Source organism: Paractinoplanes lichenicola (assembly GCF_016785085.1).
Classification (GTDB): domain Bacteria; phylum Actinomycetota; class Actinomycetes; order Mycobacteriales; family Micromonosporaceae; genus Actinoplanes; species Actinoplanes lichenicola.
In genome coordinates, this window is the sequence record NZ_JAENHO010000001.1 from 1 (window position 1) to 23000 (window position 23000).

21 protein-coding genes are annotated in these 23000 nt (G+C 71.8%); 4 read left to right on the plus strand and 17 right to left on the minus strand.

Translation table 11 applies throughout. The annotated features are described in order from the left end of the window. From JKJ07_RS00005 to JKJ07_RS00055, 11 genes are all read right to left on the minus strand, one after another. The coding region (locus JKJ07_RS00005) for a hypothetical protein (protein ID WP_202989048.1) at window positions 1-2963 on the minus strand (2963 nt) is incomplete at its 3' end. Next, a complete protein-coding gene (locus tag JKJ07_RS00010) occupies window positions 2956-5661 on the minus strand; it encodes a helix-turn-helix transcriptional regulator (RefSeq protein ID WP_202989049.1) in 2706 nt (901 codons plus the stop codon). The genes JKJ07_RS00005 and JKJ07_RS00010, both read right to left, overlap by 8 nt. After that, window positions 5661-5864: a hypothetical protein gene (locus JKJ07_RS00015; RefSeq protein ID WP_202989050.1), complete on the minus strand. Its 204-nt coding sequence runs from the start codon at window positions 5862-5864 to the stop codon at window positions 5661-5663. Before JKJ07_RS00015 ends, JKJ07_RS00010 begins: the two co-directional genes overlap by 1 nt. A gap of 96 nt (window positions 5865-5960) precedes the next feature. Beyond that, window positions 5961-6893, minus strand: coding sequence for a nucleoside hydrolase (locus tag JKJ07_RS00020; protein ID WP_236028133.1), 933 nt, complete (start codon window positions 6891-6893; stop codon window positions 5961-5963). An 18-nt stretch (window positions 6894-6911) separates the two neighbouring features. Continuing rightward, window positions 6912-7730 carry a slipin family protein gene (locus JKJ07_RS00025; protein WP_202989051.1) on the minus strand — a complete coding sequence of 273 codons (819 nt, stop codon included), beginning with the start codon at window positions 7728-7730 and terminating at the stop codon, window positions 6912-6914. Window positions 7731-7915: 185 nt separating this feature from the next. After that, on the minus strand, window positions 7916-8275 hold the full coding sequence (locus tag JKJ07_RS00030; protein ID WP_202989052.1) for an ArsR/SmtB family transcription factor: 360 nt from the start codon (window positions 8273-8275) through the stop codon (window positions 7916-7918). Continuing rightward, window positions 8272-9096: a metal ABC transporter permease gene (locus JKJ07_RS00035; protein ID WP_202989053.1), complete on the minus strand. Its 825-nt coding sequence runs from the start codon at window positions 9094-9096 to the stop codon at window positions 8272-8274. Before JKJ07_RS00035 ends, JKJ07_RS00030 begins: the two co-directional genes overlap by 4 nt. Beyond that, a complete protein-coding gene (locus tag JKJ07_RS00040; RefSeq protein WP_202989054.1) occupies window positions 9093-9935 on the minus strand; it encodes a metal ABC transporter permease in 843 nt (280 codons plus the stop codon). Before JKJ07_RS00040 ends, JKJ07_RS00035 begins: the two co-directional genes overlap by 4 nt. Beyond that, window positions 9932-10651, minus strand: coding sequence for a metal ABC transporter ATP-binding protein (locus tag JKJ07_RS00045; protein ID WP_202989055.1), 720 nt, complete (start codon window positions 10649-10651; stop codon window positions 9932-9934). Before JKJ07_RS00045 ends, JKJ07_RS00040 begins: the two co-directional genes overlap by 4 nt. A gap of 2 nt (window positions 10652-10653) precedes the next feature. Next, entirely contained in the window at window positions 10654-11637 is a 984-nt protein-coding gene (locus tag JKJ07_RS00050; protein WP_202989056.1) for a metal ABC transporter substrate-binding protein, read from the minus strand. 98 nt (window positions 11638-11735) lie between these two features. Next, window positions 11736-12647, minus strand: coding sequence for a phosphatidylinositol mannoside acyltransferase (locus JKJ07_RS00055; protein ID WP_202989057.1), 912 nt, complete (start codon window positions 12645-12647; stop codon window positions 11736-11738). Window positions 12648-12696: 49 nt separating this feature from the next. Here JKJ07_RS00055 and JKJ07_RS00060 point away from each other — a divergent pair, with 49 nt between their 5' ends. Beyond that, window positions 12697-13083, plus strand: coding sequence for a GrpB family protein (locus JKJ07_RS00060; RefSeq protein WP_307834116.1), 387 nt, complete (start codon window positions 12697-12699; stop codon window positions 13081-13083). Window position 13084: 1 nt separating this feature from the next. Here JKJ07_RS00060 and JKJ07_RS00065 read toward each other — a convergent pair whose 3' ends face one another. The 4 genes from JKJ07_RS00065 to JKJ07_RS00080 all read right to left on the minus strand — a co-directional run bounded on the left by JKJ07_RS00065 (window position 13085) and on the right by JKJ07_RS00080 (window position 17314). After that, on the minus strand, window positions 13085-13495 hold the full coding sequence (locus tag JKJ07_RS00065) for a hypothetical protein (protein ID WP_202989059.1): 411 nt from the start codon (window positions 13493-13495) through the stop codon (window positions 13085-13087). Beyond that, complete coding sequence (locus tag JKJ07_RS00070) at window positions 13479-15656, minus strand: hypothetical protein (protein WP_202989060.1); 2178 nt, start codon at window positions 15654-15656, stop codon at window positions 13479-13481. Before JKJ07_RS00070 ends, JKJ07_RS00065 begins: the two co-directional genes overlap by 17 nt. Window positions 15657-15728: 72 nt before the next feature. Then, a complete protein-coding gene (locus JKJ07_RS00075) occupies window positions 15729-16160 on the minus strand; it encodes a hypothetical protein (RefSeq protein WP_202989061.1) in 432 nt (143 codons plus the stop codon). Window positions 16161-16189: 29 nt separating this feature from the next. Further along, window positions 16190-17314: an ROK family protein gene (locus tag JKJ07_RS00080; RefSeq protein WP_202989062.1), complete on the minus strand. Its 1125-nt coding sequence runs from the start codon at window positions 17312-17314 to the stop codon at window positions 16190-16192. Between the two features lie 46 nt (window positions 17315-17360). Between JKJ07_RS00080 and JKJ07_RS00085 the strand changes: the two genes are divergently transcribed. From JKJ07_RS00085 to JKJ07_RS00095, 3 genes are read left to right on the plus strand one after another with little or no spacing between them, the layout of a single operon-like run. Continuing rightward, window positions 17361-18581, plus strand: coding sequence for a Bcr/CflA family efflux MFS transporter (locus JKJ07_RS00085; protein ID WP_202989063.1), 1221 nt, complete (start codon window positions 17361-17363; stop codon window positions 18579-18581). A 25-nt stretch (window positions 18582-18606) separates the two neighbouring features. Further along, window positions 18607-20697 (plus strand): CHAT domain-containing protein, encoded by a 2091-nt coding sequence (locus tag JKJ07_RS00090; protein ID WP_202989064.1) that lies wholly within the window; start codon window positions 18607-18609, stop codon window positions 20695-20697. Window positions 20698-20706: 9 nt separating this feature from the next. Further along, on the plus strand, window positions 20707-21453 hold the full coding sequence (locus JKJ07_RS00095; protein WP_202989065.1) for a hypothetical protein: 747 nt from the start codon (window positions 20707-20709) through the stop codon (window positions 21451-21453). 27 nt (window positions 21454-21480) lie between these two features. Here JKJ07_RS00095 and JKJ07_RS00100 read toward each other — a convergent pair whose 3' ends face one another. Both JKJ07_RS00100 and JKJ07_RS00105 read right to left on the minus strand, forming a co-directional pair. Next, the gene (locus JKJ07_RS00100) at window positions 21481-22242 is read right to left on the minus strand and encodes an ABC transporter permease (protein WP_202989066.1); all 762 of its coding nucleotides are present in this window, start codon (window positions 22240-22242) and stop codon (window positions 21481-21483) included. Between the two features lie 2 nt (window positions 22243-22244). Beyond that, entirely contained in the window at window positions 22245-22997 is a 753-nt protein-coding gene (locus JKJ07_RS00105; protein WP_202989067.1) for an ABC transporter ATP-binding protein, read from the minus strand. Between the last annotated feature and the right edge of the window lie 3 nt (window positions 22998-23000).

Sequence of the window (23000 nt, forward strand, 5' to 3'; positions counted from 1 at the left end):
GCAGAGGAAGACGCCGACCCCAAATCACGCACCGTGCCAGCAGAGGAAGACGCCGACCCCAAATCACGCACCGTGCCAGCAGAGGAAGACGCCGACCCCAAATCACGCACCGTGCCAGCAGAGGAAGACGCCGACCCCAAATCACGCACCGTGCCAGCAGAGGAAGGCGCCGCGCCGGAGTCACGCATCGTGCCAGCGGGCGAAGGGTCCACGCCGTCACGCGGATCGGACGCGGGAACTGCCACCCCACGCGACGCGACAGCCGCTTGGACGGCCGCCGGTGCTGCCCAATCACCGGTGAGTGCGGGCAGGTCGAGGGTGTCGATCCGGCCGTCCGGCGAGACCAGGAGCGCGAATCCGGGCGTACCGGGAAAGAGATAAACGAGTGCGTCCGCACCCACCGAACGCAGCGCCGCTCCGACCTGCTCGACCGTTGGCGGCTCGAACAGCGTGGCCTCACGCGCGAGCACCTGCAGGGCCCGGCGACGCGCATCACTGGGCATGACCGGCGTTCCCGTACGCCAGTCGCCGCCCGCCGCCGGGGCAGGGTCGGCGCTCCACTCGTCGGCGAGGTCACCCGCGTCCGCCGCCCGCAGCAGGTCGGGCACCGTGCCGGCGACCGTCGCCGCGTGCAGCACCAGCCCGCGCCCGGTCTCCAGGGCCTGCCACGCCCCGGCCCGGTCCCCGGCGTTCAACGCGGCCCGCGCGACCTGCAACGCGTCGGCCGAGCTGCGCCGGGCGGTTGTCATCGCGTCGTGCGTACCGGATTGCAGCAGCACCTGCCAGGCCCGCGCCCGCAACGCCAGCCGCCCGGTCTCGGCCGCGGCGGCCGGGTCGCCGTCGGCCGCTTGCAGCGCGGCGAGCGCGATCCCGATCTCGGCGGCCCCGCGCTGGCCCGGCTGGGCGGCGGCGATGTTGAGGGCTTCACGCAGGGCGGCGACCGCCCGGCCGAGGTCCCCGGGCTGTGGGGCGTGCTCGTACAGCGCGGCCAGTCCCATGCCGTACTGGGCGAGGTGGCGGCCCCGCAGCATCTCGCCGGCCGGTTCCCGCATGGCGACCGCGATCAGGTCGACGCCCTCGCGCACCATGTCGAAGCGGTCGACGGCCCGGCCGGCCAGCACAAGCGTGCTGCCCGCGCTCATCCGCATCATCGCCGCGATCGGCTCGCCCGCCCGCCACGCGACCACCACGTCGCGCGCGTAGCCGGCCGCCTTCAGCCAATGCTGCCGCGCGCCGCCGCGCAGGGCGAGCAGCGCGTGGGCGGCGGCGAGGCTGCGCAGGATCTGCACCCGGGCGGGCTCGCCGGGACGGGTCATGGCCAGCGCGTCGCCGAGGATCGCCGGGGTGTCGGCGGGCAGTGCCGCGTCGGTGATCTCGGCCCACATGAGCCGGGCCTGGGCCAGGCTGAGCAGCAGCTCGTACCGGTTCGGGTCGTCGGCGGCCTCGTGCCGCGCGTCCCGCAGCAGGTCGAGGCTCCAGCGCAGATCGGCCAGGTCGCCCCGCATCTCGAACCGCATCATCAGCGCGGTCGCGACCGACGCGGCCAGCGCGACCCGGTTCATGTCGTCGAGGCCGGTCTCCTCGAGCGCGTCGTGGGCCAGGGTGATGGCCCGGTCGAGCTGGGCCGGGTCGCCTCCTCGATAGTGCAGGCGCCAGACGATCGAGGTGGCCAGCTGGGCGGCCGCCGCGGCGCGCACCTTCGGGGTGGCGGCCGGATCGGTGACCACCTCGTCCAGGAGGTCGATCGCGGTGTCGGCCTGCTCCCGGCTCATCAGCTGGAACGCCAGGTGATAGGTCACTTCGGCGCGCTCGGCCGAGCCGCGGGGCAGGTGCTCGAGCGCTCGCCGTGCGAATGCCTCGGCCTTGTCGGCGTCACTGCGATTTCCCGTACGCCGGGCCCGCTCGGCCAGCATCCGGGTGAGCTGGGCGTAGGCGATCCGGCGCGACCCCGGGTTCAGCAACGGCAGGGCGGCCTCGATGTCGGCGATGATCTCGTCGATGGGCGCCATCCGCTCGTTGGTTCGCGACGCGTGTTCCAGCCGCGCGCTTGCCCGCACCCAGCGCGCCTCGGCCCGCATCGCCGGCTCGAGGCCCGGCTGCGCGACGAGCCGGTCCGCCGCTCGTACGGTGGCCTCGGTCTCGTGCCGCCGGAACTGCACCACCATCGTGAGGTAGTGGTACTGCTCCAGCATCGGCGCGGGCAGCTGACCGAGGTCCGCCCCGGCCAGGATGCCGGCCGCCGCGTCCAGGTCGTCCGTCGTCGGCTCGGCGCCGGAGTTGACGACAGCATCGGCGAACGAGACCGCCAGCAACGGATACCGCGACCCCTCGGCCCACCCCGCGCGCAAAATCTCCAGCGCCCGCCGGTGATCGCCGGGATCGCCCCGATGCCGGAACCGTTGCTCGTACAGCGAGCCGTGTCGGTGCCAGAGCGAGGGCCGGTCGGACTGGTCGGTGGCCAGCACGGTCAGCACGGCCCGCTCGGTCGCGGCGAAGTCGTCGTCGCGATGCTCCTTGCAGTAACGGGCGAGGTATCGATGACCCAGCTCGTTCATGGCCTGCGTCCACTCCGCCGAGCCGGGCGGGAAGCGCCGCGCGGCCTCCCGCATGACGTCGATCGCCCGGTCGAGGTCGTCGCCCCGGTCCCGCATCGTCAGCGCCTCGGCCACGATCTGCAGCACCGCCGATTCGAGCTCCGGGGCCCCGCCCTCCCACTGGCGGAGCAGGCTGAGCGTCTTCTCGCCGGCCCGGACCGCCTCGTCCAGGTCGCCGGGGGCCGACCACCGTCCCGGCATCATCACCGCCTGCGCCGCCCGCAGCACGTGCAGCATGGCCCAGATGTAGAGCATCTCCTCCTCCGCGTCCCGCGGGAGCGGAGTCATCCTGGCGATGGCCGAGTCGATCACCTCGGGCGGCGTGTCGATCCCCAGGTCGTCCAGCCCGTCCAGCCAGTCGTCACTCATGTCCAGTTCTGACGGACAGCAGCCCGCCCACTTCGGTACGCGACGAGACGCCCAGCTTGCGCAGGATGTTGGACACGTGCACGGCCGCCGTCTTCGGCGAGATGTAGAGGCGGCGGGCCAGCTCCGCGTTGGTCAGGCCCTCGCCGATCAGCACGGCCACCTCGCGTTCGCGTGGAGTGAGCGCCTCGGGCCCGGTCGGCGCGTCGGCGGTCAGTCCGAGCCGGGCCCGCAGCTGCTCGAGCTGGGCCACCCGCCAGCCCAGCCAGCCGGCGAGCAACGGCGTGGCCAGGGCGGCCTGCTCGGCGGCCTCGGCCGGGCGGTCGGTCGCGAGCAGGCAGCGGGCGGCCCCGACCCGTACGGTGCCCTGGGTGGCCGGACCCAGGATGTGGGCGTCGACGATGGACAGGTAACCCTCGAGCGCCTCGGCGGGCCGGCCGTGCGCCTCCGCGAGCTGGGCGCCGACCAGGATGCGATAGGCGTCCCACACCTCCGCGTCGAGCAGGTCGGCCGCCAGCGCGTCGAGGCGGTCGAGCGGCAGGCCCAGGTCGAGGGCGGCCGAGACCAGGTCGTGGGCTTGTTCCCCGCTGCGCCAGGCCTGCTCGGCCAGCTCGGTGACGAACTGCGCGAGGGTGGCCTCGGCCCGGGGCAGGTCGGCGCGGCGGCAGGCGACGTGGAACTCGAGGCCGGAGATGACGGCGGGCGGGTTGTTGGGCAGCGCGGCGAGGTCGGCGGTCACCTGGTCGACCCGGTCGAGCTCGCCCGCCTCGAGATAGAGCCCGGCCAGGAAGACGCCGTGGTAGTCGGCCCAGCGGCCCCGGCGGCGATAGTTGCGATCCTGGTCGCGGCCCTCCTCGAGCGCGGCGATGGCGGCCCGCAGGTCGCCCTTGCGCACGGCGAGCCGGGCCCGGCCCTGGAAATACGTGGCGACCGAGAGCGACTCGAAGCCGGCCCGTTCGGCGTCGACCCGCATCCGTTCGAGGGTCTCGGCGTGCTCCTCGGGCGAGGCCGGCTGCTCGCCGTAGAACAGGTTGTTGAGGGCGCGCGCGGCCAGCACCCACTCCCCCGCCTTCTCGGCCTCGTCGACCAGCGCGGTCAGGATCTCGCGGCCCTCGGCGGCGGTGGCCGGGCGCTCGGTGAGGGCGCCGCCCTTCTCCATCAGCGCGGCCAGCCGCACCGCGGGCAGGTCGAACTCGTCGGCCAGGGCCAGGGCCCGGTCGGACCAGAGCACGGCCGTGTCGAGCTCGTCGCGCATGTTCTCCGACTGCGCGATCGCGGTCATGGCGCGGGCCTGGTCGGCGCCGCGGGGCAGCTCGGCGATCATGGTTTCGATGTCGTCGGTCAGGGCCCGCATCTCGTCGAACTCGCGGGACTCCCACGACAGCCGGACCAGCAGGTAGAGCGCCTCGGCCCGGTCGCTCGTGGCGGCGGCCAGGTCACGCCAGCGGCGGCCGTAGCGCAGCGCGTCGTCGAGCAGGCCGGCCAGCCAGGCCGCGCGGGCCGCCCCGGCCAGCAGCTCGGTGTCGTCGGGCACCTCGTCGAGGCCCATCTCGGCCAGTTGCAGGGCCTGATAGGCCGAGCCGATCGATAGATAGAGCGCGGTGCCCCGGCGGGCCGCGGCGACCAGGTCGTCGTAGCGGCCCGCGCCCCGGGCGTGATGCGCGACCATCGCCGGGTCGGAGCCGCCCGCGCCGAGCAAAACGTCGAGCGCCGCCTCGTGCAGCCGGCGGCGCTGACGGCCGAGCATCTGGTCGCCGATCGCCTCGCGCAGCAGCGCGTGCCGGAACGTGAACTCGTCCTCGCCCGACTCGACCAGCACCCCGCCGGTGACCAGGTCGCGCAGCACGGCGATGAGCTCGTCCTCGCCGGTGGCGGTGACCGCGGCCAGCAGGTCGAACGGGATGCGGTGGCCGAGCACGGTGGCCGCCTCGACGATGCGGTGGGTCACCGGGTCGAGGTCGTCGACCTGCCGGCGCAGCACGTCAGCCAGGCTCCACGGCAGCGGCTGCTCGACCAGCGCCTCGACGTCGTAGCCGGGCAGCGCGCGCAGCAGCTCCTCGAGGAAGAACGGATTCCCACCCGTACGGGCGTGCAGTGCCGTGGCGGCGCGCAGCGGGGCGGGGGCGCCGGTGGCCGCCGCGAGCAGTGCCGCCGTCTGCGAGGGGGTCAGGCGATCCAGCCGTACGTGGGTGACGGCGTGCCGGCGCTCCGTGCGGGCGAGCAGGCCCGCGACCGGCTGGCGGCGGGTCACCTCGTCGGGCCGGTAGGTGCCGATGAGCAGCCGCGGGCCGCGCTGGTCGGCGATCCGCTCGAACAGGGCCGCGCTCTCGGAGTCGGCCCAGTGCAGATCCTCGAAGACGACGACCGCGGGCGCGTCCCCGATCAGCTCGTCGAGGATGGCCAGGCCGGTGTGCAGCCGCTCGACGGGACTGCGGGTGGCGTCGGCCAGCTCGGCCAGCCGGGCCTCGCCGACCTCGGTACGGTCGTCGATGGCGTCGAGCAGCACCTCGTACGGCCGGGAGAGGGAACCGGGCTCGGCGTGACCGACCAGCACGACCGTGGTGGCCGGCAGCGTGCTCAGCAGCTCGTGGACCAGGCGCGTCTTGCCGATGCCGGGCTCGCCCGCGATGATCGCGACCGCCGGCTCACGCGCGGAAGCGAGCCGCGCCAGGCGGCGCAGCTCGCTCTCTCGGCCGATCATCACCGGGCCGGCGCCGCCACGGAAGGGTCGTATGCCGACAGGCTACCGGTCGGGCGTCCGCGGGCCGCCAGGTTTTTCGCCGCCCTGCGGGCCTTGCGGGCGGCGCGGGCGCTGGTCAGCAGGCGCTCGCGGTCACGCTCGGCGATCAGCTCGCGGTGGTGCTCGTTGGCCAGGGTCAGCATCAGGTCGGGGTGGATCATCATGACTCGCTCCTCGGTGTTGGCTATGCACCAATCCTCGGCTCCGCAGCGAGTCACCACATCGGAAGCGCCTTCCTATTTCCCCTGGTCGGGGCGCGTCTAGGTATACCTAGAGACGGCCTTCATCAACGTACGCCAGAAGGCCTCGGCCTCGATTCCGACGGCGATCTGGGCGTTGTCGGCCCGGCCCGTACGGTGGTGCAGGTCGACGACCGTGGCGCCGCGTGTGTAGGTGCCGGTGAGCTCGATCGCCAGGGGCGCGGTGACGGTCTGCACCAGCGCGGGGTCGAGCACGCAGGCCACGGCGACCGGGTCGTGCACGGGCGGGTCGGCGAGCCCGAAGTTGCGCAGGTAGGCGCCCGCGAAGAACGTCATCAGCTCGGCGCAGACCCGCCCCGTACGGGAATCAAGGCCGTGGAACTCGCCGATGATCTCGGGAGTGGCCCGGACCTGATGCGTGACGTTGAGGCCGATCATGGTCAGGGGCAGGCCGGAGCGCACGACGATGTCGGCCGCCTCGGGGTCGGTGACGATGTTGAACTCCCCGTACGGGGTCGTGTTGCCGCGCTCGGTCGACCCGCCCATGAACACGATCCGGCGTACGCGGGAGTGCACTTGCGGATGGGTGCGCAGCAGCAGGGCCACGTTGGTCAGCGGGCCCAGCGCGACCAGGGTGACCGGCTCGGCCGACTCCGCGAGCAGCCGCCGCATCAGCTCGATCGCGTGCACGTCGGCCACCGGCGCGACCGGCACGTCCAGGTCGGGGCCGTCGAGCCCGGACGTGCCGTGGATGTCGGCGGCCACGGTCAGCTCTCCCAGCAGCGGCCGGTCGCAGCCCGCGGCCACCGGAACGTCGGTCGCGCCGGCCAGGGCCAGGATCCGCTGCGCGTTGCGGGTCGTCTTGTCGAGGGTCTGATTCCCGGCCACGGTGGTCACACCGAGCAGCCGGAGCCGGGAATCGCCCGCGGCGAGCAGCAGGGCCAGGGCGTCGTCATGCCCCGGGTCGCAGTCGATGATCACGGGGTGGGGCATGGGACTCCCTCGTCGTCGTTACTCCGCTCCGAGGTCGCTGTGCTTGTCGAAGCCGATGTAGAGGCGCGCGGCCGCGTTCGTGCCCAGCGAGCCGAGCGTCTCGAGTTCGCGCAGGCGCAGCAGGGCCGGGTGCTGAGCGTACGCCTCGGCCGCCGCGGCCAGCCGGCGCAACGCGTCGACCTCGGCGTCGGCCCGGATGCGCTTGGCCTCCGCCGCCGCCTCGGCCGCCACCCGCTCGGCACTGGCCTTCGAGTTCGCCTCCAGGGTCTCGCGCTCGGCCCGCGTGCGAGCCTCGACCATCTGGGCCTCGGCCACGCGCTGGGCCGTGAGCACCCGGTTCATGATCTCTTGCAGGTTGCCCGGGAAGACCAGGTCCTTGACGTCGGCCCGGACGATCTGCACGCCGTAGCCGGCCGAGACGCCCTCGACGTCGCGCAGGATGTCCTCGCTGAGCTGGTTGCGGTTGGTCAGGATGGCCTCGAGCGTCATGGAGGCCAGCGAGCGCCGGGCGGCCAGCTGCACGTCGCTGTAGATGCGGTCGGCGTAGTCGGCCACCTGCTCGACGGCGGCCCGCGGATCGACCACCCGGAAGTGGGTGACGATGTTGACCCGGACGGCCACCTTGTCGGCGGTCAGGATCTCCTGGCCCTTGATGTTGAGCTCGCGCTCGCGCACGTCGATCGGCACGATCCGTACGGTGGGCACGCGCCGGCCGGTGAAGCGGCCGCGCTTGGGCAGCTCGTAACGGCCCGGCTCGAGCACCTCGTCGAACCGGCCGTCGCTGTAGCGCAGGCCGCGGAATCCGCTGTGGACGATCACCTCGGGAGTGTTGGACATGGTTTCACCTCTGAAAAAGCGTTGGGGTGGCCCCGGAGCGGATCCGATGGGAAGGATCGGTCGCCAGGAGGGCAGCGAATCAGCGTGGTTTGATCGCCAATGCATCCGCTGCGGAGGCGCTTTCTTCTGAGCCCGCCGGGGCCAAGATCAGAGTGACACCGATCGCGGTGCGCCACAACGCATTTTCAGCGCTCCCCCGCGTAGCGCATGACCGCGTCGATCAGCCGGGCGGTCGAATCGTCGGTCAGCGAATAGAACAGATAGCGGCCCTGGCGACGCCGGCGCAGCAGGCCCGCATCGACCAGGTTGCGCAGGTGGTGAGCGACGGCCGACTGGTGGGCGCCGATCGCCTCGGCCAGCGCGGTCGGCGTCTTCTCGCCGTCGCGCAGCAAAGTCATGATCTGCAACCGGCTCCCGTACGCCAACCCGCGCAACGCATCGACCGCGCGATCCAGCGCCCCCGCAGGGAGGCCACCACCTGGCCCATCCAGCGCCGGCTCCTCCTCCGCGCGCCCGGGCACGGCCGTCAGGCGGGTTTCGGTCATGCCGGGACCCGCTTTAGCCCCGCTCGCATGCGCAGCCGCGTGCCCATCCAGGACACCAGCAGAATCCCGGTCGCCGTCAGCGAGATGCTCGCCCCCGCGGCCACGTTCCACTGCGTCGACACCCACAACCCGGCCACCCCGCTGCCGATCCCGAACAGCACCGCCAGCGCCGTGATCACCGCCAACCGATCCGACCACAACCGGGCCGCCGCGGCGGGCGCGACGATCAGCGACAGCGCCAGGATCGTCCCCACCGCGGGCACCAGCGTGACCACCACGACCTCGATGGTCAGCAGCAGCACGATGTCCCACGCCCCGAGCGACACCCCGGAAGCCTGCGCCCCCGCCCGGTCGAAGGCGATCTGGGTCAGCGGCCGGGCCCCGGCCAGCAGCACCAGCGCCACCACGGCCAGCACGAGAGCGGTGGTCAGCAGATCTTGCGGGCTCACGGTCAGGATCGAGCCGACCAGGAACGAGGACAGGTCACGGCTGAACCCGCTCTGCGTGGCGACCAGCGCCGCCCCCAGCGCGAACCCGGCCGACAGCAGCACCCCGGTGGCGGCGGCCGCGTCCTGGCCCCGGCGGCGGGTCAGCGCGGCCACCCCGAGCGCGACGACCGCCCCCGCCACCACGCCGCCCAGCATGATGTTGACGCCGATGATGGACGCGGCGACCACGCCCGGGAACGTCGCGTGGGTCAGCGCCATCGTGAAGAACGACAACCGGCGCAGCACGACCTGCACCCCGATCAGCCCGCCGAGCGCACCGGCCAGCACCACCTCGGCGGTCGCGCGGTGCAACGCGTCGTCCCACCAGTTCATGTGCGTGCTCCTGCCGAGCGGATCAGCCGTACGGGAATCAACAACAGGTAGAAAGCGACCAGCAGCAGCACGACCGAGGAGGCCGACGTCAGCGCGACGCCGTATTCGAGCGAGGCCGTCCAGCTCAGCAGCAGGCCCGCATAGCCGGCGCCGGCGATCAGCACGGTGCCCAGGACGGCCATCACGGCCAGCCGGTCGGACACCATGCGGGCGGCGGCGGCCGGGACGATCAGCAGCGCGACCACCAGGATCGTGCCGACCGCGCGGACGGCGGCCACGACGACGAGGGCGACGATCACGTTGAGCCACAGGTCGATCCACGCGATCCGGTAACCGGCGGCCGCGGCGCCCGCCGGGTCGAACGTACGGAAAATCATCACCCGCGCGCCGATCAGCAACGCCACCAGAACGACGGCGGCCAGCACCGCGGTCTCGGCGAGCTGCTGCGGTGTCACGGTGAGCAGCCGCCCGAACAGGAAGGACGTCAGGTCCGAGGTGTACGAGGACCGGCGCGAGACCAGCACGACGCCGATCGAGAACATGGCCGTGAGCACGACGGCCGTCGCGGCGTCGTCGCTGATGCGGGCGCCGCGGGTCAGCACGGTCAGCACGACCGCGGTGAGCAGCGCGGCGACCAGCGCCCCGAGGAACACGCCCTCCAGGCCACCGGCGACGAAACCGATGACGGCGCCCGGGAAGACCGTGTGCGTGAGCGCGTCGGAGACGAAGGACAGGCGGCGGGCGTACACGAAAACGCTGACGGGACCGCAGATCAGGGCCAGCAGCGCGATCTCGGCCAGCGCCCGGCCCATGAAGGGCAGCTGGAACGGCTCGATCACAGCACTGCTCTTTCCCCGTACGCCTTCCGCAGCGGCCCGGCCGTCAGGGTCTCGTCCGGTGGACCGGCCGCCCATTGCCGCCCGTTGACCAGGCACACGAGGTCGGCCAGCTCACCCGCCATGGTCAGGTCGTGGGTGCTGATGACCAGGGCGGTCCCCTCGGCGCTGAGCTCGCGCAGCACCCGGACGATGGCCTCCTGGCTCAGCACGTCGACCCCGTTGAACGGCTCGTCGAGCAGCAGCAGCCGGGGCTCGGCGGCGATGGCCCGGGCCAGCAGCACCCGCTGCTGCTGGCCGCCGGAGAGCGTGCCGAACCGGTGACCGGCCTTGTCCGTCAGGCCGACCCGATCGAGCGCGTCGGCGACGGCCCGGCGGTCCTCGGCGCGGGCGGGTCGCCACCAGCCGATCCGGCGGTAGCGACCCATCATGACGACGCGGCGGACGCTGATCGGGAAGTCGGCGTCGAGGCTGTCGGTCTGCGGCACATAGCCGGCCCGCCCGCGGGCCGACTTCGGGTCGCTGCCGAACACCGCGGCGTCACCGTGGAGAACGTCGACCAGCCCCAGCATCGACTTGATCAGCGTCGACTTGCCCGCGCCGTTCGGTCCGACCAGAGCCAGCCGCTGCCCAGGGTGCAATGTGACGTCGACGTCGGTCAGGGCCGGCTTGCCCTGATAGCCCAGGCTGACCCCGCGATACTCCACCGCCGTGCTCATGCTCAGCCGCCCAGACCCGCGACGATCACCTCGGTGTTGTGCCGCTCGGCGCCCAGATAGGTGCCCTCCGGCGTGCCCGGCTCACCCAGGCTGTCGCCGTACAGGGCGTCCTCGCCGCCGATCACCTTGACGCCGGCCTGCTGCGCGATGGCCTCCACGGTCTTGGGCGGCAGCGAGCTCTCGGTGAAGATGGCCTTCGTCCCGGTCGCCTTGATCCTTGCCACGAGGTCGCTCAGCTGCTTGGCCGAGAGCTCGGCCGAGGTGTCCAGGCTCGGAATGGCCGACCCGACGAACTCCAGCTTGTATCGATCGATGTAATACCCGAGCGCGTCGTGGTTGGTCACCAGCTTGCGATCGGCCGCCGGCAGCTTGGCGAAGGCGGCCTCGTTGTCGGCGTCCAGCTTGTCCAGTTCTTTCCCGTACGAGGTGAGGTTGCTCGCGAACGCACTGGCCTGGCTCGGGTCGGCCGCGGCCAGCCCCTTCTCGATGTTGGTAACCATGATCTTGGCGTTCCGCGGATCGTGCCAGATGTGCGGATCGTGCTCATGCCCGTCCTCCTCGGCGTGCTCCTCCTCGCCTTCTTCGTGCTCGTGGCCGCCCTCACGCAATTTCACGCCCGCGCTGGAATCGACGACGTCGCCCTGGAATCCGGACGCCTCCACGGTGCGGTCGAGCCATTCCTCGAGCCCCACGCCGTTCTTGACGACGACCTTGGCCTCGGCGATGGCCTTGATGTCGGCCGGGGTCGGCTCGAAGTCGTGCGGGTCGACATTCGGCTTGATGATCTGCGTCACCGAAACCGCGTCCCCGCCGATGTTGCGCACGAAGTCGGCCACCTCGGGAGTGGTCGCCACGACGGCCAGTTTCGGCGCTGCGCTGGCCTCGGTGGCTCCCGCCTCGGCTCCGTCGCCGGACCCGCAGCCCGCCAGGACGACAGCGCCCGCCGCCGCTACGGCGATTCCCAGCAGGCTCTTCCGGTTCTTCATCATTCCGCTCCCGTCGCTCAGGAGCAAAACGATAATCGTTTCCACTATTTATGCCCTAATGGCGAGATGGCCATTCGTGCATGGTTCCCGGACCCGTTTCAGTGGGGCGGGGCCAGGTCGGCCAGAAAATACTTCTGCATCATGTGCCAGTCCTCGGGATGCGCGGCGATACCTTCCGCGTACGCGTCGGCCAGCGCCTGCGTCATCGCCGCGATCTTCTCCCGCCGGGTGCCCTCGGCCGGCACCGGAATCTCCGGGTGCACCCTGATCCCCATCCGCCCCGGAGCCGTGAACCACAGGTTCACCGGATGCAACGCGCAGCCGGTCAGCACGGCCAGCGCGGCCGGCCCGGCGGCGATCCGGGTCGTCTCGCCGAAGAAATCCACCGGCACCCCCGAGGCGCTGAGATCCCGATCGGCGACGAGGCAGACCGTACGGCCCGCCCGCAGCCGCCGGGCCAAGGTCCCGACCACGGATGCTCCACCGTCGTGTGGCAGCACTTCCATCCCGAGCCTGCGCCGATAGTCCCAGAACCGCTCGGCGACCGCCGCGGGCTTGAGATTCTCGGCCACCGTGGTGAACTCGATCGAGAAGGCCGCGACAAGCCACGCCCCCGCATGGTCGTAGTTCCCGGTGTGACCGAGCGCCATCACGGCCCCCCGCTCCGACCCGATCGCGGCGGCGAGGCGCGCCCGGTCCTCGTCCGCGATGTCGACACTGTCCACGATGCGGCTCCGGTCCCACCTGTTCAGCCGGAAGGCCTCGCAGTAATACCGCATCGCCGACCGCATCCCCCTGCGCGACATCGCCGCCAGCGCCTCCGGCGGCGTGTCCTTGCCCAGCACCCGCAGCAGATTCGCCTCCAACTGCCGGACCCGCGCGCCGCGCCGCTTCCACAGCCGATCGGCGACGCGGTCGAACAGCCAGTAGGCCGCCCGCTCCGGCATGGCCCCGATCAGCGACCAGGCAGCCCCGTAGCCCCACACAAGGGCCCGGTCCCTAACGTTCATGCGGATACTGAACCAGTTCGGGCAGCGAGGAGCGAGTGGTCTCTTGAGCGTGATTCAGATCGCCGACTACGACCCCGCCTGGCCGGCGCCCTTCGCCGAGCCCCTGCAGGAGCTGGGTTTCGTCTTCCGGCGGGACAATCCCGAGCTGACCAAGCGCTACTTCCGCGAACCGCCGGGCACCCCGCGCACCCACGTGCACGTGCGACGGCTGGGCAGCTTCAGCCAGCAGTTCGCCTTGCTGTTCCGCGACTACCTCCGGGAGCATCCCGCGGCGGCGCGGGCCTACGCGGCCGAGAAGCGGCGGCTGGCCGACGAGTTCCGCGACGACCGGCACGGCTACACCGATGCGAAGGACCCGTTCATCTGGCGCACGATCCAGCAGGCGGACCGCTGGGCCCAACGCGTGGGATGGCGCGAGGGGCCCAGCGACGCCTGAGCTAAGGGTTGAGCCTGCGGAAGACCGCGCCGCAGACGTCGACGCAGTGGGCCAGCACCACGTCGGCGGTCAGCCGTTCGCCGAGGGTGAAGGCGAAGACCTCGCGCTCGACCCGTTCGACCGAGTCGACCCACTCCGCGGCCGCCAACTGCTGCTCGAACAGGTCGCTGCCGGGGTGGGACAGGTCGAAGACGGAGAGCATCCCGTCGTCGAAGCCGAGCGTCCAGTCCTCGCCGTCGCGGGTGGCCAGCGAGAGGTATTCCGGCAGGTCGGTCAGGGCGGGATCCTGGGGCAGGCGCGCGACGGCCGAGGCCACCGCGGCCTGCCCGGCCAGGATCTCACCCGGATAGCTGTAGGCGCCGTTGCTGCCGCGGTTCGGCACGACGCCCTTCACCTCAAACGACCGGCTCATACGCCCATTCTCCGGCGAAGGGCCAGAACGCCCCGGTCGACGCGTGGATCTGGAACGGGATCCGGTTGCGGCGCAGGCAGTCCAGCAGGTCCTGCGGGATCCCCTGCGACCCGTTGGCGTGCGGCAGGAAGTGCCACAGCACGTTGTCGACCTCGCCGGTGTCGAGCAGGCTCCGGTCCTGGTCGCATTGCTTGAGATACGACTCGGGGTGGCCCGGTTCGCCGGTCTTGACCTCGTGCAGGTTCGTCGGCGGGCCGGTCTCGAGGAAGTCCGGCTCGCGGGCCGAGTTCGGCCTGGGCCGCCCCGGCATCGGGATCCGCGCCGCCTTGCCGCGCGTGCCCTGGCGACCGGCCATGATCACGGTGGCGAAGTAGTCCTCGCCGGCCTCCCAGCCGCGCAGCCACGGTGTCGCCGCCGCGCCCGGCACCGCGTCGGTGAGCGCGTCGGCCAGCCGCTTGAGGCTGTTGCTGCTCTTGCGGGCCATCCGCAGGATCACCGCGTCGGACATGCCGGCCGCGGTCAGCTTGCCGTAGTCGCCCAGCATGATCGCGCGGATGGTCAGCGTCTTCACGCTGTCGGCGATCTTGTCGTACTTGGCGACGAACGTGATCACCTTGTCCAGCCGGTGCAGATACCGCAGGACGAACTTGGCCGCCTTGCCGGGAATGGCGACGGCGTCACCCACGTACGGGACCAGGCCCATGATGCTCAGCCCGGCGCCGACCCAGTCCGACTTGATCAGGGCCGCGATGGTGTCCCGCAGGTCGGCCAGCCCGCCCAGCACCCAGCCGACGACCGGGATCAGGCTCAGCCCGCCCGAGCACAGATAGCCGGCCAGCCACGCCATCGAGTCGCGGGGCGAGAAGTCACCGGCGATCAGGCCGACGACAAAATCGGTCACGTACGTCCACTTGCTCACCCGTTCGTCCGCGACCACCGGGTCCAGGCCCTGGTCCTCGGCGTGGGCGACCTCGTAGCCGTCGGCGATCCCGTCGCCGTCGGTGTCGGCCCGGACGGGGTTGGTCAGGTGCTCGCTGATCTCGGCGCCGTCACTGAGGCCGTCCCCGTCGGTGTCGGCGTTGGCCGGGTCGGTCTCGCTGTCGTCGGTCTCGGTGCCGTCCGGGATGCCGTCGCCGTCCGTGTCGACGTCCGTCGGCGTGGTCTCCACCGGCGCGGTGGGCTCGCTGACCGGCGGGGGCGGGTTGTCCGCGACCAGCGGGTCACGGCCCTGCGCGACCTCGGCCCCGTCGGCCAGGCCGTCGCCGTCGGTGTCGGGATCGGTCAGCCTGGTGCCCAGCTCCTGCTCGCGCAGGTTGGTCAGCCCGTCCCCGTCGGTGTCCTCGGCTCCGTCGACGACGCCGTCGCCGTCCGAGTCGGGGTTGTTGGGCCGGGTGTCGGTGGCCAGCCGCTCGATCTCGGTCTTGTCGGTCAGCCCGTCACCGTCGGAGTCGGCGATCAGCGGGCTGGCCCCGAACCGCAGCTCGGTCAGGTCGGCCACCCCGTCGGCGTCGTGATCGCCGGCGTAGGTCAGCCCGAACCGGCCCAGCACCGCGAACCCGTGCTTGCGGGCCTGCGCGGCGGCCTCGGTGGCGTCCTCCGGGTCGGCCTCACGCAGCTGCGCGTCGGCTTCCTTGAGCGCGCTCTGGGCCTTCTTGATGTCGTCGAGCGCCGCGGTCAGTCCGGCCGGCGCGGGCGGCGCCGGCTTGATGATCTTCCACGGGTTGACGATGGCGTCGGCGTCCTGGATCGACGCGTCGGCCAGCAGCCGTACGCCGGTGAGCGTGCCGACGAGCGCGTCCAGGAACGGCTGCTTCTCGTCGGCGTCGTCCTCGAGCTCGTCGAGCAGCGGCTCGAGATGCCCGTACGTGGCCTTGGCGTCGATGTCGCTCTTGAGGCGCGCGCCGTCGAAGTAGCGCGCGTCCAGGTCGTCCACGACCGGCTGGAGGATCTCGCGCACGTCCTCGCCGTCGAGGTACGGGCGCACGCGCTCGGCGGCCTGGCGGATGTAGGTGGGTGCGTCCCGGGTGTACTTGGCGGCCGGGATCTTCTTGACCGCGGCCTCCCAGTCGAGGTCGCTCGCGTAAGCGGGCGTGGCGACCAGGAACGTGGAAACCATCAGCGCGGCGGTGCCGGCGACTGCCGATCTTCGGGCACGACTCATCAGAAACCTCCCCGTGGTTGCCGGGAAGGCTATCGATGCTCATCACTACAAGCAATGGATTGTCGTCTATGTTTACTTCTGCTGCACCGGCGGGTGAGCACGGCCAGGAACAGCCCGATCCCGGCCGGCCCCAGTGCCTCCACCCCGCAACCCGGGCCGGCCGTGAGCAGCACCGCGACCAGGCACCAGGCGGAGACGGCCCAAGCCGGCGCCCCCGACCACCGCAGCCGGTTCTGCTGCGCCGCCGAGAGCATCCAGCCCCGCCGCACAAGCCGGGCCCCGGCCGCCCGCGCGGACCAGCCTGTGCCGGAGCAGCGCGGTCAGTCCGGTGTAGACGACCAATCGGTGGCCGCCCTTCAGATAGGCCACCTCGACCGGGCGGGCCGTGTGGTCGCGGTTGGCTCCGCGGCGGATCCGCCACCGGGCGACGCCGATCACGCCGAGCGAGGCGAGCGCCAGGGCCAGATGAAGCAGCAACTCCTGCGCCGCGGACAGCCCGGTCATTCCGCCGTCGTCGCAAGATTCTGCAACGGTCAGCCGCGGGCCCGGAGCCGGCCCAGCTCGATCGCGCCCAGCAACTCGGCTCGCGGGCCCAGCGTGCTCTCGACGACGGTCATGTTGTCGGCCACGGCCGGGGGTGACTGCACGGCCAGCACCTCGCGGATGCCCGCCACCACGTGCGCGGCGGCCGGGCCCAGGGTGCCGCCGACGAGCAGCAGCTCGGGGTCGAGGAACGTGCACAGGTGAGCCAGCGGGCCGCCGAGCGCCCGGCCGACGTCGCCCAGCATCCGCGCCGCGCCCGGGTCGCCGGCGGTGGCCAGGCGGGGCAGGTCGGCGAACGTGATGGGCGCGGCATACGCGGCCTGGGCCGAGGCGACGACCCGATCCCGTACGCGGAAAACCAGACAGCCCCGGCCCCCGCACGCGCACAGCGGCCCCTCACGGTCGACCTGCAGGTGCGGCAGCTCGCCCGCGAAACCCCGGGCACCCCGGGCCAGGGCGCCGTTGACGATCAGGGCGCTGCCGAAGCCGTGACCGGTAACGATCAGCGACACCGCGTCGGCTCGCCCGCGCAGCGCACCCCGGTACAACTCGCCCAGCGCCCACACGTTCGCGTCGTTCTCGAGCACCACCGGCAGCCCGTACTCGGCCGACAGCACCGCCGCCAGGTCGCCCGGCTCGGTGATCAGGAAGCTGGGCGCGTCCCCGTCGGCGAGCGACCGCCGCTGCGGGGCGCCGCGTCCGGTCAGATAGGGGGCGGGGACGCTCATCACCACCGTACGGAGGAAGTGGTCCTCGCAGCCGTCGGCGATCGCGATCACCTGCTCGATCGCGCGGCGCGGATCGGGCTCGGCCAACGCGACGTCGCCCATGACCGTGCCCTCGACGTCGGCGCAGGTGGCCCGCAACCCGACGCCGTCCCAGCTCACCATGCCGACGAGGGTGGGCGGGCCGCTCAGCCGGAGCACCCTCGGACGGCGGCCGGCGCTCGCCCGGGCCCGGGTCACCTCGGTCTCGACCAGGTCGCCCGCGGCCAGCAACCGCCGCACGGCGCTGACCACGGTCGGCGCGGGCAGCCCGAGCGCCTTCGCCAGTTCGCCGCGGTCGGTGCCGGGCGAATAGGCGACGTACTCGCGGACCCGCTGTTCGGTATCCATTACCGGCATCCTCTGCTTACACTCGGCAAAGAGCCAGGAAATACAGATGATTTCATCGCTATTGGCCCCGCGGACCGCGCAGCCCCGGCTGGCCGCCCTGCTGCTGGTCACCGGCACGGCCGCGCTGTCGACGGACACCTACATCGCCGCGCTGCCGTCGATGCAGGCGTCACTGCAGACCTCGGCCTCGGTCGTCCAGCTCACGTTGACCTTCTTCATCGCCGGCATGGCGGTCGGCCAGTTGTTGTCGGGCCCGGTCAGCGACGCGCGCGGGCGACGGGCCATCGTGCTCGGCGCGTGCGTCGTCTTCACGATCATGTCGATACTGTGCGCGATCGCGCCGACCGGCGGGCTGCTGGTCGCCGTACGGGCCGTGCAGGGCGCCGCGGCCGGGGTGGCCACGGCGGTCGGGCGGGCCGTGGTGACCGATATCTATCGTGGTCGCGAGGCGGCGGCGCTGTTCGGCACGTTGTCGGCCGTCGGCCTGCTCGCCCCGGTCCTGGCCCCCGCCATCGGCGGCGTGCTGCTGACCTTCGGCGACTGGCGGGTCGTCTTCTGGTTCCTGACCCTGGTCGGGGTGGCCATGACCGTCGCCGCCACCGTCGCCCTGCCCGAGTCGTTGCCGCCCGAGCGCCGGCATCCCGGCGGCCTGGCCAACCTGCTGCGCCGCTCTCGTGACCTGCTGACCGACCCGCACTTCGCCGTGCCGGTGCTCGTGCAGTGCCTGACGGTGGCGGGCTTCTTCGTCTACATCGGCGGCTCGTCGTTCGTGCTGCAGGAGGACCTGGGGCTGAGCGCGCGCGAATACACGATGCTGTTCACGGTCAACGCCCTGACCATGGTCACCACCAGCGTGATCTTCCGGCTGCTGGTCAAGCGTACGGGCGCGGTTGTCCTGCGCCGCTGCGCCGTGGTGCTGCAGACCGCCGCGGTGCTCGTCCTGTTCCTGATCACCCTGCTGGCCGCCGGCCACCGGCCCCCGCTCACCGTCGTCTGGACCGCGCTGGCCCTGATGACCGCGGGCCTGGGCCTCTACTTCCCGTCCAACGCCGCCATCGCCCAGAACGCGGGCCGCCGCTTCTCCGGCACCGCCTCAGCCCTCAGCGGCGGCCTGCCGTTCCTCACCGGCGCCCTGACAACCCCGCTGACCGGCGCCTTAGGCAGCCAGACGGTGATGACGATGGCGCTGTGCATGGCGACCGGCTTCCTCCTGGCTGCCGTCGTGGCCGCGCTGGGCCGCCGCTACACGGTCGAACCGGTGGACTGAGTCGCTGTCCGTCAGGTTCTCACCGATGGACGAGATCCGGCGGCTCCAAGCGGAACTGTACCGAGCGTTCGTGGAGCGCGACCTGGCCACGCTGGCCGCCATGCCGGCCCGCGTCGCCGAGTTGCGCTCCCGGCTGCCCGCGGAACTGGCCGGCAGCGACGAGTTCGCGCACCTCGAGGGGACGGCCGACCTGGGTGCCGCGGTGGCCACCGGCCGCGCCGAGCGGGTCGACACCGAACTGGCGCGGCTGATCGACGGCGGGGTCTTTCCGGGCCTCTCCAGCAACACCCTGCGCCGGCTGCACCTGCACGCGGTCGGCGGCCGGATGACCCCGGCTCAGCGGGCGGCCCTCTTCACCTGGCTCGCCGTCGCCACACACGACCATTCCGAGACCGCGGAACACCTGCTCCCGTACGCGGTTGAGCACGCGCGCGCCGCGGTTCGCGTGGCCCCGGACGGCGACGTCCACCTCCCCCAATACCTGGTGCTGCTGGCCACCCTCCTGCTCGACAGCGCCGACCGCACCCGGACGGCTCCCGGCTGGCGCAAGTGGCTGGTGCGCCCGTCGATCCGCCCGCTCGCCGGAGCCGACGCCGACCAGGCCGAAGCCGTGACCGTGCTGGAGCGCGCGGTCGCCGAGGCCGCCGAACCCGGCCACGCCTACTGGGCCATGGCCGGCATCGAGCTGGCCCGCCTCTACCGCCGCCTGGGCCGCGACAGCGATTCCCGTACGGCGGGTCTGACCGCTCTTCGCGGCCACGCCTGGCGCGTGCTCCTCCAGTCACACACCCCCGCCGCGGCAGCGGCAGTGGGCCGGGCCGTCACCGACGCCATGCTGGTCGCCCGCTGGCATTGCGAGGACGGCGACGCCGAGGGCGCGGCCCTGGCCCTGGACGCCTGCCGCGGCCTGATCCTGCACTCCGCCAACGAGTTCCGCGACGTGCCCACGCGACTGACCGCAGCCGGCGCCACCGACCTGGCCCAGGCCTGGCGCGAGCACCCCGGCCGCCTCGACGACGTCCCCACCGCTCTGCGCCGCGCCACCCTGGACCACCTGACGGGCCCCCGCCGGCTGTTGGATCCCCCGCCACTGCCCGAGGTCCGGACGGCACTGCGAACCCTCGGCGCCGACGCGCTGATCTACCTCATTCCCGGCACCGCGGTGCTGCTCCCCGCCTCGGGCCCGGCCCGGATCGTGCCCCTGCCCGAGCTGGGCACCCCGCCCTCCCCCGGCACCGACTGGCCGGAGGCGGCAACGCGGGACCTCGGCGCACCCGGCGGCTCACCCGTCCTGGATGCTGTCTGCGACTGGGCCTGGCCCGCCTTCGCCGCCCCGATCCTGACCCGTTTCGCGGACCTGGACCGCCCGCCCCGCCTGATCCTGGTTCCGATGGGCGATCTGGCCCGCGTTCCCTGGCACGCCGCCCACCACGAGTCCGACGGCTACGCCTTGGAAAGAGCAGTCTTCTCGTACGCCCCCTCGGCTCGACTGCTGTGCAGTGTCGCCGCCCGCCTCCGCCCGCAACCCGATCCGGCGCCGGTGCTGCTGGTCGCCGACCCGCCGACCTCCGCCCCGCCCCTGCCCGCCGCCCGCGCCGAGGCCCAAGCCCTGCTGGCCCTCTATCCCGAAGCCCACCGCCTGGGCCGCCTGCCCTCCCCCGACGGCCTCGGCCGCCCCCAGGAGATCCTCGACTGGCTGGCCACCCATCCCGGCGGCCGGCTCCACCTGGGCTGCCACGGCACAGTGGTCCTGGACGCCCCCGAGGAGTCGTCCTACCTGCTGCTGGCCGCCGACGAGCGGCTGACCGCCGAACACCTCCTGACCGCCCCCGCGATCAACCCGGCCATGGTCGTCCTGGCCGCGTGCAACACCGCAGTCTCCGGCCGCGGCTACGACGAGGCGTTCAGCCTGAGCACCACGTTCCTGACCGCCGGCGCCGCCACGGTGATCGCCGCCCAGTGGAACCTCCCCGACGAGGCCACGGCGACGCTGATGCTCCGCTTCCACGAGGCCCTGCGCACCGAGCCCCCGGCCGACGCCCTCCGCACAGCCCAACTGCAGCTGCTCGACCACCCCCTCACCCACTGGGCCGGCGTCATCCACCTGGGCCGCTAAATTGCCGCGGTGACCTTCCTCGATCGTTACCTGCGCGGCGACCACGAGCAGGTGTGGGCCGACCTCCGCGAGCTCGGCCCAGAGGCGCGCACCGACGACGCCCGCGCGGTAGCCATCGAGACCATGCGCCGTGTCCGGCGCAACGTGGAGGCCGTACGGGCTCGCCTCGACGCGGCCGGGTACGCCTTTCAGGAGCCCGATCAGGCGCACGTTCCGCCAACGCCCGAAGCCGATGCCGAACTCGACGTCTTCGAACAGCAGCACGGCCCGCTCCCGCTGTCGCTGCGTGCCTTCTACGAGATCGTGGGGACGGTCAACTTCATCCAGTCCTGGGATCAGCTGGTTCAGCAGCGCCGGCGCGAGCAGTCGGCCGATCCGGTGCCCGAGATCCTCTACGCCGGCGAATTCGATCCCCTCGCCGTCGAGGCGCCTGTGTGTGCGTACGCGAAATGGAAGTCGCCATTCAACCGGCGAGCCTGGCCGTTGGCGTTGGACGAGTGTCACAAGGCCAACTACAGCGGCGGCGAGAACTATGCGGTGCTGCTGCCCGACGCCGGCGCCGACTTTCGCATTTACGGGATGATCTCGAACGAGGAGGACATGTTCGGCGACTGGTTCGTCGACTATCTGCGGGAGACTTTCCGGGGCGGTGGCTTTCGCGGGACGGTTGACGGCGACGAATTCGGGATCGTCGGGCGGAGGCTGCCCGAGCTGCGGATCACCCGGGAGCTGGCGGAGGGGCTGGACTCGTTGTGAGTCCAGCCCCTCGGTGATGCGTACGGGCTAAGCGATCTTCTTCTTGTAGGCCATCATCGCGAAGGCGTAGGCGACGAGCAGGAGGCCCACACACCAGGCGAGGGCGACCCAGATGTCGTTGCCGACCGGTTGCTGGTCGAACAGGGCCCGGATCGAGTTGACGATCGCGGTCACCGGCTGGTTCTCGGCGAAGGCGCGCACCGGGCCGGGCATCGTCTCCGTGGGGACGAAAGCCGAGCTGAGGAAGGGCAGGAAGATGATCGGGTAGGAGAAGGCGGAAGCGCCGTCGGGGGTCGACGCGGTCAGGCCGGCGATGATCGCGAGCCAGGTCAGGGCCAGCGTGAAGATGGCCAGGATGCCGGCCACGGCCAGCCAGTTGAGGATGCCGGCCGAGGTGCGGAAGCCGATGCCCAGCCCGACCAGCAGGATCACCACGACCGAGATGGCGTTGGAGACCAGCGAGGTCAGCACGTGGCCCCACAGCACCGATGAGCGGGCGATCGGCATCGAGTGGAAGCGTTCGAAGATGCCGCTCTTCATGTCGTTGAAGAGCCGGTACCCGGTGTACGAGATGCCGCTGGCGATCGCGATGACCAGTACGCCGGGCATCAGGTAGTTCACATAGTTGTCGGTGTTGGCCTCGATCGCCCCGCCGAACACGTATCTGAACAGCAGCAGGAAGGACAGCGGCATGATCGTGACCGTGATGATCGTGTCGAGGCTGCGCGTGACGTGCTTGATGGAGCGGCCGAGCATCACGCTGGTGTCGCCGAGAACGTGGGTGGTCATGGTCAGGCCTGCTTTCCGACGACGGAGAGGAACACTTCCTCGAGGGTGGGCTGCCGCTCGACGTATTCGACCTTCGCGGGCGGCAGCAGCTTGCGCAGGTCGGCCAGGGTGCCGGAGACGATGATCGTGCCCTCGTGCAGGATCGCGATGCGGTCGGCCAGCTTCTCCGCCTCCTCCAGGTATTGCGTGGTCAGCAGCACTGTCGTGCCGCCGCCGGCCAGCTTCTGGATCTCGTTCCAGACTTCGATGCGGGCCTCCGGGTCGAGCCCGGTGGTGGGCTCGTCGAGGAAGATCACCGGTGGGTCGCCGATCAGGCTCATCGCGATGTCGAGCCGGCGCCGCATGCCGCCGGAGTAGGTGCCCACGCGGCGCCCGCTCGCCTCGGTCAGGCTGAACCGGGCGAGCAGGTCGTCGGCGACCCGCTGCGGGTTCTTCACCCGCCGCAGCTTGCCCAGCAGGATCAGGTTCTCACGGCCGGTGAGGATCTCGTCGACCGCCGCGAACTGGCCGGTCAGGCTGATCGCGCCACGCACTTGGGCCGGCTGCTTCACGACGTCGTAGCCGTTGACGGTCGCGCTGCCGTCATCGGGCTTGAGCAAAGTCGACAGGATCCGTACGACGGTGGTCTTGCCCGCGCCGTTCGAGCCGAGCAGCGCGAAGATGCTGCCCCGGGCGACGTCGAAGTCCACGCCCTTGAGCACGTCGAGTTTCCCGTACGACTTACGCAGGCCGTTGACGCTGATGACAGGGTTCATGAG